This window comes from Castellaniella sp. GW247-6E4 (genome assembly GCF_040276065.1).
In the GTDB taxonomy this organism is placed as follows: domain Bacteria; phylum Pseudomonadota; class Gammaproteobacteria; order Burkholderiales; family Burkholderiaceae_B; genus Castellaniella.
Genome location: NZ_JBELOI010000006.1, coordinates 200,801 through 215,479 on the forward strand (window position 1 = coordinate 200,801; position 14,679 = coordinate 215,479).

The window sequence follows — 14,679 nt, forward strand, 5'->3', positions numbered from 1 at the left end:
GGAATGGGCCTGTCGCCGCGAAAGAATGCGCACAGTCATTGTAGACAAAAATCAGACCGCATCCGCATCCGCCGCCCCGCCGTGGGTTGCGCTGTACACTGTCGGCCTGCGAACCGCCGTCCGTCCGCCATGCTGCTCACTCTGTTGAATATCGTCATTCCGGTCTTTGCCATCGCGGCGACGGGTTTCGTGTTCGGGCGGCGCCAGCGGCGCACGGCCGACATGACGTTCATCAACCACGCCAATGTCATGGTGTTCGTGCCGGCGCTGGTGTTCTCGGCGCTGGTCGCCAACCCCATCGACCTGGTCAGAGGCTGGCCCCTGCTGGCGGCGGGTGTGCTGATCATCCTGCTGCCGGGGCTTTTCCTGGCCTGTGTGCGCAAGCCCGGCCTGGCCCGGCCCGCCTATCTCATGGTCGGGATTTTTCGCAACACGGGCAATATCGGCATTCCGCTGATGATGCTGGCCTACGGCAAGCACCTGCTGGGCGACATCGTCGTGCTGTTCGTCCTGTCCAACGTGCTGCATTTCTCGGTGGGATTGTTCATTTTGTCCGGCGGGCGCGACACCTGGCTGTGGCTGCGCAATCCCAATATCTGGGCGGCGGTGCTGGGCCTGGCCTTTGGCATGATGCCGGGCGTGCTGCCGCAGTTCCTCCTCACCAGCCTGGACCTGCTGGGCCAGATCGCCGTGCCTTTGATGTTGTTCAGCCTCGGGGTGCGCCTGTCGCAGGACCGCATCGATCACCTGGGCCTGGCCCTGCGCATCAACGGCATGTACCTGCTGGCCGGCGCCCTGAGCCTCGCCGTCGTGGTGTGGGTGCTGCCGCTCACGCCCGAGTGGACACGGATGGTGGCCCTGTCGGCCCTGCTGCCGCCAGCGGTGCTGAACTACCTGCTGTGCGAGCACTACAAGGTCGAGCCCGGCACCGTCGCGAGCGTGGTCCTCATGGGCAATCTATTGTCGATCGCCACCATTCCGCTGGTGGTGTGGCTGACGCTGACCCTGGTCTAGTGTCCGGTACGGCCTAGCCGGACAGGACACTCGGGCCGCGGGTGCGCGCCATTCCACCGGGGGCGCGGCCCGCCGCGGGCGGCCGGGCCTTATGAGCCGCGGACCTCGGCCTGCGGCATCTCGATCTTGACCTCGAGCACCTCGAGGGAGTCCTGGCGGTCGAGGTTGACCTTGATGTCGTCCGGGTTGATGTGCACGTACCGGGAGATCACCTCGATCAGCTCTCGTTGCAACTGCGGCAGGAAATCGGGCGTGCTGCGCCCCCTGCCGCGTTCGTTGATCAGGATCAGTTGCAGGCGGTCCTTGGCGACGCTGGCCGAGGATTTTTTCTGGCCCCTTAGAAAATCCAGGAACGACATGATTATTTCCCCCCGAACAGGCGCTTGAGCAAGCCGGGTTTCTCGTAGTCCACAAAGCGTAGCGGCTTGTCCTCGCCGAGGTAGCGCGCCACCACGTCCTGATAGGCCAGCGCCACGTCGCTGTCGCGAATGTGGATGGCCGGAATCCCCTGGTTGGAGGCTTGCAGCACTGTTTCCGATTCCGGGATCACGCCGATCAGGCGGATCCGCAGGATGTCCTCGATGTCCTTGAGCGAGAGCATCTCGCCGTCGGCCACCCGTTTCGGGTTGTAGCGCGTCAGCAGCAGGTGTTCCTTGATGGGCTCCTCGCCTTGCTCGGCGCGCCGCGACTTGGCCGACAGGATGCCCAGGATGCGGTCCGAGTCGCGCACCGAGGACACCTCGGGATTGGTCACCACCAGCGCGTCGTCCGCGAAATAAGAGGCCATCACCGCGCCGGTCTCGATCCCGGCGGGCGAGTCGCACACGATGTATTCGAAGTCCATGTCGGCCAGGTCGTTCAGCACTTTTTCGACACCCTTGCGAGTCAGGGCGTCCTTGTCGCGCGTCTGCGAGGCCGGCAGGATGTAGAGGTTTTCCAGTTGCTTGTCGCGGATCAGGGCCTGGTTGAGCGTGGCCTCGCCACCGATGACGTTGACGAAGTCGTAGACCACGCGGCGCTCGCAGCCCATGATCAGGTCCAGGTTGCGCAGGCCGACGTCGAAGTCGATCACTGCGGTCTTGTGGCCATGCATGGCCAGGCCGGCCGCGAAGCTTGCACTGGTGGTGGTCTTGCCCACACCGCCCTTGCCGGAGGTCACTACAACGATGCGCGCCATGACGGATTATTCCCCTATTGTCGAAATCATGTAATCGTAAAGCAAAACGGGCCGCCTCACGCGGCCATCTGTGTGCGCGCGTGTCCTCGCGCAACAAATTGCGGGCCGCCCGCCGCGTCGGTCGCCGGCCTCACAGCGGGCGGATGCGCAGGGTGTCGCCATCGAGCTGGACCAGCGCGGGCTGCTTGTGCAGGGTGTCGGACAGGCGCGTCTCGATCACGCGGTAGACGCCCGCGATCGCCAGCAGCTCGGGGTCGAGCTGGGTCGTCAGGATCATTGCCCGCGTGTCGCCGCGCGCGCCGGCCATCGCCTTGCCGCGCAGCGGGCCGTAGACGTGGATGTTGCCGTCGGCGATCACCTCGGCGCCCTGGCTGACCATGCCGATCACCACCAGGTCGCAGCCACGCGCGTAGATTCTCTGGCCCGAGCGCAGCGGATGGCGGATCACCATGGTGCCGGGGGCCGCGTCCGCATCCGCGTCGCCGGGGCCGGCATCGGCCGCCTCCGGCTGGGACGGGCGCGCGGCCTTGGGTGTGGCGGGGGGCGCCTCCGGCGCGTCGGCCGGGGCCTGCGGGGCGGCCTGCGCCTGGGCGGGCGCCTGGCGGGCGCCCGAGACCTCGACCGGCGCAAGGCCGCTGGCGATCGCCTGGTCTCGCACCGGGCCCTCGGCGAGCACGCCGATGGGATACAGCGCGTGGCGGCGCAGCGCGGCGATGACCGCCGCCCAGTCCGGGGACTGCTCGAGCGCCAGCGCATCGAGCACGACCGGCTCGTTTTCGTAGAATGCGCCGGCCTCGGCCATGCGCTGGTCCAGGGCGGCGATCAGGGCGCTGGTGTCGGGGCTGTGCAGCACCGCACGCAGGGCATAGAGGGTGGCGCTCTTGAAGTCCAGGGCGATCTTTGGGGTGGCGCTCACGGTATTCAAACCCAGGTGTCGCGCAGGGTCACCGCGCGGTTGATGACGGGTCGCTCGGCGGTCGAGTCCTCGCGGTCGGCGACGAAGTAGCCCAGCCGCTCGAACTGCCAGGCGGTGCCGGGCTCGGCCCGCGTGCCCGGCTCGAGCAGGGCCTGCACGACGCGGCACGAGTCGGGGTTGAGGGCCGCAAGGAAGTCCTTGTCGCCCGCGTCGGGGTGCGCCTCGGAAAACAGCCGGTCGTACAGGCGGACCTCGGCCGGCACCGCGCTGTCGGCGCTGACCCAGGTCACGGTGCCCTTGACCTTGACCGAGTCCGCCCCCGGCGTGCCGCTGCGGGTCTCGGGCAGGTATTCGGCATGGACCTCGACGATGCGTCCCTGCGCGTCCTTGACGCAGCCCGTGCAGCGCACGATGTAGGCGTACTTCAGGCGGACCAGGTTGCCGGGGAACAGGCGGAAGTATTTCCGGGGGGGATCCTCGCGGAAATCGTCGCGCTCGATCCAGAGCTCGCGCGTGAAGGGGAAATGGCGCAGGGCACCGTCCGGGGCGTGCGGGTTGATCGGCGCCGAACAGGGCTCGACCTGATCCTCTGGGAAGTTGGTGATGATGAGCTTGAGCGGGTCGAGGACCGCGACGGCGCGCGGCGCGACCGGGTCCAGGTCGTCGCGCAGCGCCTGCTCGAGCGTGGCGTAGTCGATGCGCGAGTCGGCCTTGGAGACCCCGAGGCGCTCGCAGAACAGGCGGATCGAGGAGGGAGTGTAGCCGCGCCGGCGCAGGCCGGCCAGCGTCGGCAGGCGCGGATCGTCCCATCCGGCGACGTGCCGTTCCTCGACCAGTTGGCGCAGTTTGCGCTTGCTGGTCACCACGTAGCTGAGGTTCAGGCGCGCGAATTCGTATTGGCGGGGCAGGGGGGCCGCGAGCTGGTCCAGCTCGACCAGGCGCTCGAGGATCCAGTCGTAGAAGGGGCGCTGGTCCTCGAACTCGAGGGTGCAGATGCTGTGCGTGATGCCCTCGAGCGCATCCTCGACCGGGTGGGCCCAGGTGTACATGGGGTAGATGCACCAGGCGTCGCCCGTGCGGTGGTGGCTGACGTGCCGGATGCGATAGAGCACCGGGTCGCGCATATTGATGTTGGGCGAGGCCATGTCGATGCGCGCGCGCAGGGCCATGCGGCCGTCGGGGTGGACGCCGCGGCGCATTTCGTCGAGCAGGGCCAGGGATTCGGCGGCCGGCCGGTCTCGCCAGGGCGAGTGGGTGCCCGGCTCGGTCAGCGTGCCGCGCGTGGCCCGCATCTGGTCCGCGCTTTGCTCGTCGACGTAGGCGTGCCCGCTCGCGACCAGCGCCTGGGCAAAGCGGTACATGACCTCGAAATAATCACTGGCGTAATACAGGTGCTCCTGCCCATGGTGCGTCCAATCGAACCCCAGCCAGTGCACCATCTCGATGATGGCCTGGACGTATTCGTCCTCCTCTTTCTCGGGATTGGTGTCGTCGAAGCGCAGGTGGCAGGCCCCCTGGTAGTCGCGTGCCAGGCCGAAATTCAGGCAGATGCTCTTGGCGTGTCCGATGTGCAGATAGCCGTTGGGCTCGGGTGGGAAACGGGTGCGGATGCGCGCCGGGTCGGCCTCGCCCTGTCGACGGACCTCGGCCGGACCGGGGCGGCCGGCCCAGAGTCGGCCCGCGGTGCGGCCGGCCCTGAGGTCGTTGTCGATGATGGTGCGCAGGAAGTTGGAGATCGGCGCGGACGGGGAGTCTGTGGTCATAGAGTTGGATGAAATGCGCGCAAATGGCGGACAGAGCTATAAACTAGCGCACATTATGACGCAAACGGCATTGTTTCTGTCGCTGGCCCAATTCCTGACGAGCCTCGGGTTCATGTTGGCGTTCCTGGCGCTCGAGCTCGGCCTGGCCTGGGTGCTGCTGTACCTTCGCCTGCGCGCCCGCGCGGGCGATGCGTCGTGGATGCTGGCCTACCGATTTTGGGTCCGGGTGTATGCCCTGTCGCTGATCCTCAGTTTCGCCGCCGCGATTCCCGTCCTGATCCAGCTCGGCACGTTGTGGCCGGACTTCATGGAAAAGGCCGGCGAGGTCGCCGGGCCGCTGGTCGCCGCCGCCGTGCTCACCGCCTTTGTCTTCAAGTCCTGCTTTCTGGGCGCCATGTTGTATGGGCAGCGCCGCCTGTCGGACGGGACGCATACGCTCACGGTGTTCATGGTGGTGGTGGGCGCGAGCCTGACCGCGTACTGGATCATGGCCTTCATGGCCTGGACCCAGATGCCGATCGGCGCCTCGCTGGTGGACGGACGCTATCAGGTGCGTAGCTGGTTGCCGATCCTCGGCGGCCGTCTCGCGCCCACGCTGTTCGGCCTGATGGCGGTGGGCGGCCTGATGGTCGCCGCCGCCTTGATGCTGGCCGTCACGGCGGTGCGCACGCGCACGCGCCCCAGCGACGAGGGCGACCGCCGCGTCTACGCCACCGGCGTGTGGCTGCTGCTCGTCTGCATCCTGGCGCAGGCCGCGCTGGTGGTCAACCTGGGCCGTGTGCTGATGCCCGCGCAGCCCGCGCGCGCGGCCGCGGTGGTGCCGCAGTGGCACAGCACCCCGAGCGCCGAGCTGACCGTGGCGGCCTGGCCGGACGCCGAGCGGCAGGCCAACGATTGGGAGTGGCGCTGGCCCATCGAGGCGCCGGGCTGGATCGCGCGCGATCCCGGCGGCGAGGTGCGCGGCCTGGACCATTTCTCGGGGATGACGCCGCCGGTCCTGGCCACCTACTGGACGTTGCGGGTGGCCCTGCTGGCGGGGGCCTTGCTGGCGCTGATCGCGGTCGCGGCCTGGTGGCGCGGCTGGCGCCTGGGCCATGAGCCCGACGGGTTGCGGCCGCTCGGCCGCGCCGCCCTGCGCCTGTCGACGGTGCTCGCCTGCGTGATCCAGATCGCGGGGTTTGCGCACGTATTCATCGGCGCCATGCCCTACGCCATTTATGGCACGGTGACCCTGCGCGAGCTCGATGCAGTCACCGATCTGGGCGAGCATGCCGCCATCACCCTGGCCTATGTGCTGGTGTATGCGGTGCTGCTGCTGGGCTTTTACCAACTGCTGCGCCACATCACGCGCTACGGCGTGGTGCCGGTGGCCCGGCGCAGGGGGCGCGCATGATCGAGTCGCTGGCCGCCATCCTCGGCCTGGGCGCCCAGGACCCGGCCTTCTGGATGCCCCTGGCGTTTGCCGGGGTGTTCTTTGTCATCGTCGTCGCCGGCGTGGTCCTCGACGGTTTCGACGTTGGCGTCGGCTGCCTGTCCCTGATCGCGCCGCGAGCCTTGCGCCCGCGCATGCTGTCGCTGCTCAGCCCCTGGCGCGACGCCAACGAATTCTGGATGTTCCTCGGGATCGGCCTGTATGCCGCCGCCTTTCCCTATGCCTGGGCCGAGACCCTGGGCCGCCTGTATGGGCCGATGTCGTTGCTGGCCCTGGGCACGCTGCTGCGCTCGGCCTGCTTCGAGCTGCGCCTGCGCGCCCCGGCGGAGCTCCAAGGGCGCTGGCAGATCGGCTTCGGGCTGGGGTCGCTGCTGACCGCCTTTGCGCATGGCGCCATGCTGGCGCGCATCGCGGTCGGCTACGAGTCCGGCCCCGGCTATACCGGCTTTGCCGTCGCCATGGGCGGCTGCGCCGTGGCGGCGTACGGCCTGCTGGGCGCCGCCTGGCTGATGATGCGCGAGGGCGGCGAGCTGCGCATGCGCGCGGTCACTTGGGCGCGGCGGGCCATCCGCTGGACGGCGGTGGCCGCCGTCGGCGTGTCGGTGGTGCTGGATTTCTCTAATGCGGGCGTGTTCCTGAAATGGGGCGACGCGACGCGCGGCTGGATGGTCGGCGCGACCTGGGGCGTCCTGCTGACGTGCTTCGTCCTGGCCGAAATGACCCTGCAGCGCATGATCAACCACAGCTACCGCGCCTCGGCCGTGCCCTTCGGGCTGGTGCTGGCGATGTTCCTCGTGGTGCTGGGCGGCCTGGCTTACAGCTTTTTCCCTTATCTCGTCCTCGACGAGGTGACGATCTGGGACGCGGCCGCGCCTGTCGAGACCCTGCGCCTGGGGCTGTCGGCCACCGTGATCGCGCTGCCGGTGGCGCTGATCTTCAACCTCTGGGTCTATTGGCGCATGTTCGGCCGTTCGCGGCCCCCCGAGCCGCCGAGCTTTCCGGGCTGAGCGGGCGCGCCGGTTCCGGGCGCCGCCCGCCGCCGGGCTATGATAGGGGCCTCACGCAACTTTCTTCCGCTACGCTTTCGCATGACCTCCCCCCTGGAAACCCTGAGGCAGATTTTCGGCTACGAGTCCTTCCGGGGCGAACAGGGACACATCATCGAGCACGTGGTCGCCGGGGGCGACGCCCTGGTGCTGATGCCCACCGGCGGGGGCAAGTCCCTGTGCTATCAGATCCCGGCCATCGTGCGGCCCGGCACCGGCGTGGTGGTCTCGCCGCTGATCGCCTTGATGCAGGACCAGGTCGATGCCCTGCTCGAGCTCGGCGTGCGGGCGGCGTTCTTGAATTCCTCGCAGGACGCGGCCGAGGCCCGGCGCGTCGAGCGGGCCTATGCACAGGGCGAGCTCGACCTGCTGTATGTCGCACCCGAGCGCCTGCTCACGCCGCGCTGCATGGAATTGCTCGAGCGCGGCCGCATCGCCCTGTTCGCCATCGACGAGGCGCACTGCGTGTCGCAGTGGGGCCATGACTTCCGGCCGGAATACCTGGGCCTGTCCGTCCTCGCCGAGCGCTGGCCCGAGGTGCCGCGCATCGCGCTGACCGCGACCGCCACCGACGCCACGCGCGCCGAGATCGCCACGCGCCTGGGGCTCGAGGATGCGCCCCGCTTCGTCGCCAGTTTCGACCGGCCCAACATCTGCTACCGCATCGTGGAAAAGCACGAGGTGCGCCGCCAGTTGCTGGACTTCATCCGCGCCGAGCATGCCGGGGAATGCGGCATCGTCTATGCCCTGTCGCGCGCGCGGGTCGAGCAGACGGCGGAGTTCCTGTCGCGTCACGGCATCGCCGCCTTGCCTTACCACGCCGGGCTGGACGCGCGCACCCGCGCCGACCACCAGGCGCGCTTTCTGCGCGAGGACGGCATCGTCATGGTCGCCACCATCGCCTTCGGCATGGGGGTCAACAAGCCCGACGTGCGCTTCGTCGCCCACATCGACCTGCCCAAGTCGATCGAGGGCTATTACCAAGAGACCGGGCGCGCCGGGCGCGACGGCCTGCCCGCCGATGCCTGGCTGGCCTACGGCCTGCAGGACGTGGTGCAGCAGCGGCGCATGATCGACGATTCCGAGGGCGACGCCCTGCACCAGCGCCGCCAGGTGCGCCAGTTGGACGCCATGCTGGCCTTGTGCGAGACCGTCACCTGCCGGCGCCAGGACCTGCTCGCCTATTTTGGACAGGCCATCGAGCCCTGCGGCAATTGCGACACCTGCCTCGAGCCCCCGGCGGCCTGGGACGGCACGGTCGCCGTGCAAAAGCTGCTGTCGGCCATCTACCGCCTGTGGCGCGAACGCGGCCAGCGCTTTGGCGGCGGCCATCTGATCGACATTCTGCGCGGCCAACTGACGGACCGGGTGAAACAGCATGAGCACCAGGCGCTGAGCGTTTTTGGAGTGGGCGAGAACCTGTCGGTGGACGCCTGGCGCGGTGTCCTGCGCCAGGCCCTGGCCCTGGGCCTGCTGACGGTGGATCTGGAAGGCTATGGCACCCTGGCCCTGACCGAGGCCAGCCGCGCCGTGCTGAGGGGCGAGCGCACCCTGATGCTGCGCCCCGTGGACACCAAGCGCGTCAAGCCCCGCCGCCAGCGCACCACCACGGCGGCGCAGTTGGACGCCCTGCCGCCCGATGCCCTGGCGCGCTTCGAGCACCTGCGCGCCTGGCGCGGCCGCGTGGCGCGCGCGCACAGCGTACCGGCGTATGTGATCTTTCACGATGCGACGCTGCGCGAAATCGCCCTGCGCAATCCCGACAGCCTGGATGCGCTGGCCGGCGTCAGCGGGGTGGGCGAGCGCAAGCTCGAGACCTACGGCCCCGACGTGGTGGCCTGTGTCCTGCAGTTGCGCGATTGAGGCCGGGGGGGCGCGCCCCGAGGCGGCCCTATCAGTGTCCTGCTCGGCGCATCCGGATTGGGGTGCGGGTATTCACCGAGCAGGGTGCTAGAACAGATCGGATTCCGACCCGCCCGCCGGGGCCTTGAGGCCCAGGTGCTGCCAGCAGCGGCGCGTGGCCATGCGGCCGCGCGGGGTGCGTTGCAGGTAGCCGTGCTGGATCAGGTAGGGCTCGATCACGTCCTCGATGGTGTCGCGCTCCTCGCCGATGGCCGCCGCCAGGCTGTCCACGCCCACCGGGCCGCCGTCGAACTTGTGCACCACGGCCTCGAGCAGCCTGCGGTCCATCAGGTCCAGCCCCTGGGGATCGACCTCGAGCATGGCGAGCGCGGCGTGCGCGACCTGGACGTCGATGCGCCCGCCCGCCTTGACCTCGGCGTAGTCGCGCACGCGGCGCAACAGGCGGTTGGCGATGCGCGGCGTGCCCCGCGCGCGGCGGGCGATTTCGGCCGCGCCCTCGGCGGTCGCGTTGGCGCCCAGCAGCCCGGCGCTGCGGCCGACGATGTGGGCGAGGTCCTCGGCGCTGTAGAACTCGAGCCGCGACACGATCCCGAACCGGTCGCGCAGCGGGTTGGTCAGCATGCCGGCGCGCGTGGTGGCGCCCACCAGCGTGAAGGGCTGCAGGTCGATCTTGACGCTGCGCGCGGCCGGCCCCTCGCCGATCATGATGTCGATCTGGAAGTCCTCGAGGGCGGGATAGAGGATTTCCTCGACCACGGGTGAGAGGCGGTGGATTTCGTCGATGAACAGCACATCGTTGCGTTCGAGGTTGGTCAGCATGGCCGCCAGGTCGCCGGGACGCTCGAGCACCGGCCCCGAGGTCTGGCGCAATTGCACGCCCATCTCGTGGGCGATGATATGCGCGAGGGTGGTCTTGCCCAGGCCCGGCGGGCCGAACAGCAGGACGTGGTCGAGGGCCTCGCCGCGGCCGCGCGCGGCCGCGATGAAGATGTCGAGCTGTTCGCGCACCCGCGCCTGGCCCACGTAGTCGCCCAGCGTCCGGGGGCGCAGCGCGCGCTCGATCGAGTCCTCGGCGGGGGAGGCGATCTCGGGGGTGACCAGGCGCGCCTCGAAGGGCGAGCTGGACAGGGAGTCGGGTTGGATGGCCATGAAAACGCTGTGTCGATATACAGTATCCGTCGTATGCTAACACCACTGCGGCCCGGCGCGGGAGCCGCCGGCGCCGCGTTTGCGCGCGCGGGGCCGCCCGCGCCTAGCCGCGCGCCAGGGACTTCAGCGCCTGGCGGATGCCGTCCGAGACGTCCAGCCCCTTGGGCAGGGCCTCGAGGGCCTTGCGCGATTCCGCGGCGGAATAGCCCAGTGCCAGCAGGGCGTTGAGCACGTCGTCGCCCGCGCCGCGGCCGGTGTCCATGGCGCGCGCATCGCCGGTTGCGGGCGCCAGTTTGCCGCGCAGTTCGAGCAGCAGCCGCTCGGCGGTTTTCTTGCCGATCCCGGGCACCTTGATCAGCCGGCCCGATTCCTGCAGCTCGACCGCATCGGCCAGGTCGGCCACGCTCATTCCCGAGAGCAGGGACAGCGCGGTGCGCGCGCCGATGCCCGTCACCTTGATCAGCGCGCGAAAGGCCGCGCGTTCGTCGCGGCTGGAAAATCCGTACAGCACGTGCGCGTCCTCGCGCACCGCGAGGTGGGTGTGCAGGGTGACGGTCTGGCCGACCGGCGGCAGCTTGTACAGCGTGCTCATGGGCACGTCGATTTCATAACCCAGTCCGCCGGCCTCGATACAGACCGTGGGGGGGGTGAGTTCCAGCAGGGTGCCGGTGATGCGGCCGATCATGATGAGCTCCTGTGAGGGGTCCGTCGACGGCGGGTCGGCGTCATGTGATCAGCCGGCCCGCGCGGATGCGCCGCGCGCCCCGGGCCGGCGGCATGCCCGCCAGGGTGTCGAGTCGCCGGGCCAGCGGCTCGAAGTGCGCGTGGCAGATGGCGCAGGCGAGCGCGTCGGCGGCGTCGGGCGCCGGGTCGCCGTCCAGCGACAGCAGGCGGCGCACCATGGCCTGGACCTGCTCCTTGGCGGCGCGCCCGGTGCCGACCACGGATTTCTTGATTTGCAGGGCGGTGTATTCATGCACCGCCAGGCCGCTGTCGGCCAGCGCGCACAGCGCCGCGCCGCGCGCCTGGCCCAGCAGCAGGGTGGACTGCGGGTTGGCGTTGAGAAACACCTTTTCCATGGCGGCCACGTCCGGCCGGGCATCGCGCGCCACCTCGCGCAGATTGTCGAGGATGACTTTGAGGCGCTCGGCCAGGGCCAGCGTCGAGGGCGCCACGATGGTGCCGCTGGCGACATAGCGCAGGGCGGCGCCCCGGACCTCGATGACGCCGAAGCCGGTGCGCCGCAGGCCCGGATCGATGCCCAGGATGCGCATCAGGGCCTGTTCACACGATCGAGCGGATTTTTCATGCCTTCGCGACTCCTTGAGTGGCGCCACCGGGCCCTAGTGGCGGAAGTGGCGGATGCCGGTATACACCATGGCAAGTCCACGTTCGTCGGCCGCGGCGATCACCTCGTCGTCGCGGATGCTGCCGCCGGGCTGGATCACGCAGGTCGCGCCGGCCTCGGCCACCACGTCCAGGCCGTCGCGAAACGGAAAGAACGCGTCCGAGGCGACGGCCGAGCCCGCCAGGGTCAGGCCGGCGTTTTCGGCCTTGATCGAGGCGATGCGCGCCGAATCGATGCGGCTCATCTGGCCGGCGCCCACCCCCAGCGTCATGCCCTGGCCGACGAAGACGATGGCGTTGGACTTGACGTGCCGGGCCACGGTCCAGGCGAACAGCAGGTCGCGCATTTGTGCCTCGGTGGGCGCCTGGCGGGTCACGATGCGCACGTCGGCCGCGCCGAGCGGCGCCGCGTCCGGATCCTGGACCAGCCAGCCGCCGCCCACGCGCTTGACGTCGTAGGGATTGTGGCCCGCACCCGCCGCGACCTCGAGCACGCGGACGTTCTTTTTGGCCGAGAGCAGGGCGAGGGCGCTGCCGGTGTAGGCCGGCGCCAGCAGCACCTCGACGAATTGTTCGCCGATGGCCTGCGCGGCGGCCTCGTCGACCGGCGTGTTGAAGGCGATGATGCCGCCGAAGGCCGAGGTCGGGTCGGTCTGGAAGGCGCGGCGGTAGGCCGCGTGCGCATCGGCGCCCAGCGCCACGCCGCAGGGGTTGGCATGTTTGACGATCACGCAGGCCGGCGTCTGGAAGTCGCGCACGCATTCCCAGGCGGCATCCGCGTCGGCGATGTTGTTGTAGGAGAGCTCCTTGCCCTGGATCTGGCGGTAGCCGGCGAGCAGTCCGGGGCGCACCTGCGCGTCACGGTAGAAGGCGGCCTTCTGGTGCGGGTTTTCGCCATAGCGCAGCACCTGCTCGCGGCGCATCTGGATCGTCAGGGTGCGCGGCCAGTCCTCGCGCGGCGGCGCGGCCTCGGGCGCCGGCTCGCGGGCCGCCAGGCTGCTGAGGTAGTCGGCGATGGCGCCGTCGTAGGCGGCGGTATGGGCGTAGACCTTGGCGGCGAGCTCGAGGCGCAGGCCGTAAGACGGCTGGTGCTGGGGGCCGTCCATATCGGCCAGCACGCGCGCGTAGTCGACCGGGTCGATCACCACCGTCACGCCGCCGGCCGGTGAACCGTGGTTCTTGGCCGCCGAGCGCAGCATGGCCGGGCCGCCGATGTCGATATTCTCGATCGCGTCGGCCAGGATGCAGTCGGGCTTGGCGACGGTTTTCTGGAAGGGATAGAGGTTCACCACCAGCAGGTCGATGGGCGGGATGTCCTGCTCGGCCAGGGTGCGCATGTGCTCGGCGCTGTCGCGGCGCGCCAGCAGGCCGCCGTGGATGCGCGGATGCAGGGTCTTGACGCGGCCATCGAGAATCTCGGGGGAGCCGGTGTGGGCGGCCACCTCGGTCACCTCGAGGCCGGCCTCGGCGAGCAGGCGCGCCGTGCCGCCGGTGGACAGCAGGCGCACGCCGCGCTGCGCGAGGGCCTGGGCAAATTCGACGATGCCCGATTTGTCGGATACCGAGATCAAAGCGGTCTGGATGGTCATAACGGGAACAATGGATGAGAGAGTGGGAAATCGGTGCGTGGGCGGCGGCGCGGCGGCCGGGGCGCCCTAGGCCGCGAGGCCGTGGGCCTGGAGTTTCTTGCGCAGGGTGCCGCGCGTGATCCCCAGCATGTCGGCGGCGCGCGACTGGTTGCCCGCGGTGCGCTCGAGGGCGACTTGCAGGACCGTGCGTTCGACGCAATGAGTCACCATGGACAGGACGTTGTGCGCCTCGGAGTCGCCCAGGTCCTCGAAATAGCGATCCAGTTGGTCGCGCACGGCTCGTTCCAGTGGTGTGGTGCTCATCATGCTTGCTTTTGTCATGTGTCAGTGTCGATGGGGCATGGCGCCGGCGGGCTCGGCCCGGGCGCCGAGGTCCCGGCCGTCGAACCAGCGCTCCAGCGCCGCGGTCTGCTCGCCGGTGGTTTCGAGGGTCATGATGCCGGGCAGCAGTTCGCCGGCCTCCGGCAGGCCCTCGAGGTACCAGCCGATGTGTTTGCGCGCCGAGCGCACGCCGGTGCGCTCGCCGTAAAACGTATAGTGATCCTCCAGGTGCTCGAGCAGATGCCCGCGCAGTTCACCGTAGGTCGGCGCGGGCAGGTGCCGGCCGTGCGCCAGGTAGTGCGCGATCTCGCGAAAGATCCATGGGCGCCCCTGCGCCGCGCGGCCGATCATGATCGCGTCGGCTCCAGTGTAGTCCATCACCTGGCGGGCCTTTTCGGGCGTGTCGATATCGCCGTTGGCGATCAGCGGAATGCGAATGGCCGCGCGCACCTCGCGGATGGTGTCGTACTCGGCCTCGCCCGCGTACAGGTCGCAGCGCGTGCGGCCGTGCAGGGTCAGCGCCGCGACGCCGCAGTCCTCGGCCAGGCGCGCGACGCGCACCGCGTTGCGGCTGTCGCGATCCCAGCCGGTGCGGGTCTTGAGGGTCACCGGCACGCCCAGCGGCGCGCAACTGGACACTACGCGCTCGAGGATGCGCGCGATCAGGGCCTCGTCGCGCAGCAGGGCCGAGCCCGAGGCCACGCTGCAGACCTTTTTCACCGGACAGCCCATATTGATGTCGATGATGCGCGCGCCCTTGCGGATATTGAACACCGCCGCCTCGGCGAGCATGTTGGGATCGGCGCCGGCGATCTGCACCGCGATGGGATCGGGCTCGCCCGCGTGGTCGATTCGCCGCGAGGTCTTGACGCTGTCCCACAGCCGGGGGTTGCTGGCCGCCATTTCCGAGACCGCGTAGGCGGCCCCCAGGGCCTTGCACAGCCGCCGGTAGGGGCGATCGGTGACGCCGGCCATCGGCGCCGCACAAACGGGGTGGGGAAGGGTCCAGGAACCAATGCGCATGGGCGGCATTTTAACCCTTGAGGAAACCGCGTTGGCGGG

14 protein-coding genes are annotated in these 14,679 nt (G+C 69.4%); 4 read left to right on the forward strand and 10 right to left on the reverse strand.

The window, feature by feature from the left end:
* Positions 1-129 precede the first annotated feature (129 nt).
* Positions 130-1,014, forward strand: coding sequence for an AEC family transporter (locus ABS761_RS09545; protein WP_350408080.1), 885 nt, complete (start codon positions 130-132; stop codon positions 1,012-1,014).
* Positions 1,015-1,103: 89 nt separating this feature from the next.
* On the opposite strand, the gene minE is transcribed toward ABS761_RS09545, so the two are convergent.
* From minE to ABS761_RS09565, 4 genes are all read right to left on the reverse strand, one after another.
* Positions 1,104-1,373, reverse strand: a complete 270-nt coding sequence (gene minE, locus ABS761_RS09550; protein WP_350408081.1) for a cell division topological specificity factor MinE — start codon at positions 1,371-1,373, stop codon at positions 1,104-1,106.
* A gap of 2 nt (positions 1,374-1,375) precedes the next feature.
* On the reverse strand, positions 1,376-2,191 hold the full coding sequence (gene minD, locus ABS761_RS09555) for a septum site-determining protein MinD (RefSeq protein WP_350408082.1): 816 nt from the start codon (positions 2,189-2,191) through the stop codon (positions 1,376-1,378).
* A gap of 130 nt (positions 2,192-2,321) precedes the next feature.
* Positions 2,322-3,107 (reverse strand): septum site-determining protein MinC, encoded by a 786-nt coding sequence (minC, locus tag ABS761_RS09560; protein ID WP_350408083.1) that lies wholly within the window; start codon positions 3,105-3,107, stop codon positions 2,322-2,324.
* Between the two features lie 5 nt (positions 3,108-3,112).
* Complete coding sequence (locus ABS761_RS09565; protein WP_350408084.1) at positions 3,113-4,870, reverse strand: glutamine--tRNA ligase/YqeY domain fusion protein; 1,758 nt, start codon at positions 4,868-4,870, stop codon at positions 3,113-3,115.
* Between the two features lie 55 nt (positions 4,871-4,925).
* Between ABS761_RS09565 and ABS761_RS09570 the strand changes: the two genes are divergently transcribed.
* From ABS761_RS09570 to recQ, 3 genes are all read left to right on the forward strand, one after another.
* On the forward strand, positions 4,926-6,263 hold the full coding sequence (locus tag ABS761_RS09570; protein WP_350408085.1) for a cytochrome ubiquinol oxidase subunit I: 1,338 nt from the start codon (positions 4,926-4,928) through the stop codon (positions 6,261-6,263).
* A complete protein-coding gene (locus ABS761_RS09575; RefSeq protein WP_350408086.1) occupies positions 6,260-7,309 on the forward strand; it encodes a cytochrome d ubiquinol oxidase subunit II in 1,050 nt (349 codons plus the stop codon). Before ABS761_RS09570 ends, ABS761_RS09575 begins: the two co-directional genes overlap by 4 nt.
* Positions 7,310-7,390: 81 nt before the next feature.
* Positions 7,391-9,211, forward strand: coding sequence for a DNA helicase RecQ (gene recQ, locus ABS761_RS09580; RefSeq protein WP_350408087.1), 1,821 nt, complete (start codon positions 7,391-7,393; stop codon positions 9,209-9,211).
* Between the two features lie 87 nt (positions 9,212-9,298).
* Here recQ and ruvB read toward each other — a convergent pair whose 3' ends face one another.
* From ruvB to dusB, 6 genes are all read right to left on the reverse strand, one after another.
* Positions 9,299-10,360, reverse strand: a complete 1,062-nt coding sequence (gene ruvB / locus ABS761_RS09585) for a Holliday junction branch migration DNA helicase RuvB (protein ID WP_350408088.1) — start codon at positions 10,358-10,360, stop codon at positions 9,299-9,301.
* A 103-nt stretch (positions 10,361-10,463) separates the two neighbouring features.
* Complete coding sequence (gene ruvA / locus ABS761_RS09590) at positions 10,464-11,045, reverse strand: Holliday junction branch migration protein RuvA (protein ID WP_350408089.1); 582 nt, start codon at positions 11,043-11,045, stop codon at positions 10,464-10,466.
* Between the two features lie 40 nt (positions 11,046-11,085).
* Positions 11,086-11,634: a crossover junction endodeoxyribonuclease RuvC gene (ruvC, locus tag ABS761_RS09595; RefSeq protein WP_350408090.1), complete on the reverse strand. Its 549-nt coding sequence runs from the start codon at positions 11,632-11,634 to the stop codon at positions 11,086-11,088.
* Between the two features lie 69 nt (positions 11,635-11,703).
* Positions 11,704-13,296 carry a bifunctional phosphoribosylaminoimidazolecarboxamide formyltransferase/IMP cyclohydrolase gene (purH, locus tag ABS761_RS09600; protein ID WP_350408091.1) on the reverse strand — a complete coding sequence of 531 codons (1,593 nt, stop codon included), beginning with the start codon at positions 13,294-13,296 and terminating at the stop codon, positions 11,704-11,706.
* A 66-nt stretch (positions 13,297-13,362) separates the two neighbouring features.
* Positions 13,363-13,602, reverse strand: coding sequence for a helix-turn-helix domain-containing protein (locus tag ABS761_RS09605; RefSeq protein WP_502881404.1), 240 nt, complete (start codon positions 13,600-13,602; stop codon positions 13,363-13,365).
* Between the two features lie 18 nt (positions 13,603-13,620).
* Positions 13,621-14,640, reverse strand: a complete 1,020-nt coding sequence (gene dusB, locus ABS761_RS09610; protein WP_350408092.1) for a tRNA dihydrouridine synthase DusB — start codon at positions 14,638-14,640, stop codon at positions 13,621-13,623.
* Positions 14,641-14,679: the final 39 nt, after the last annotated feature.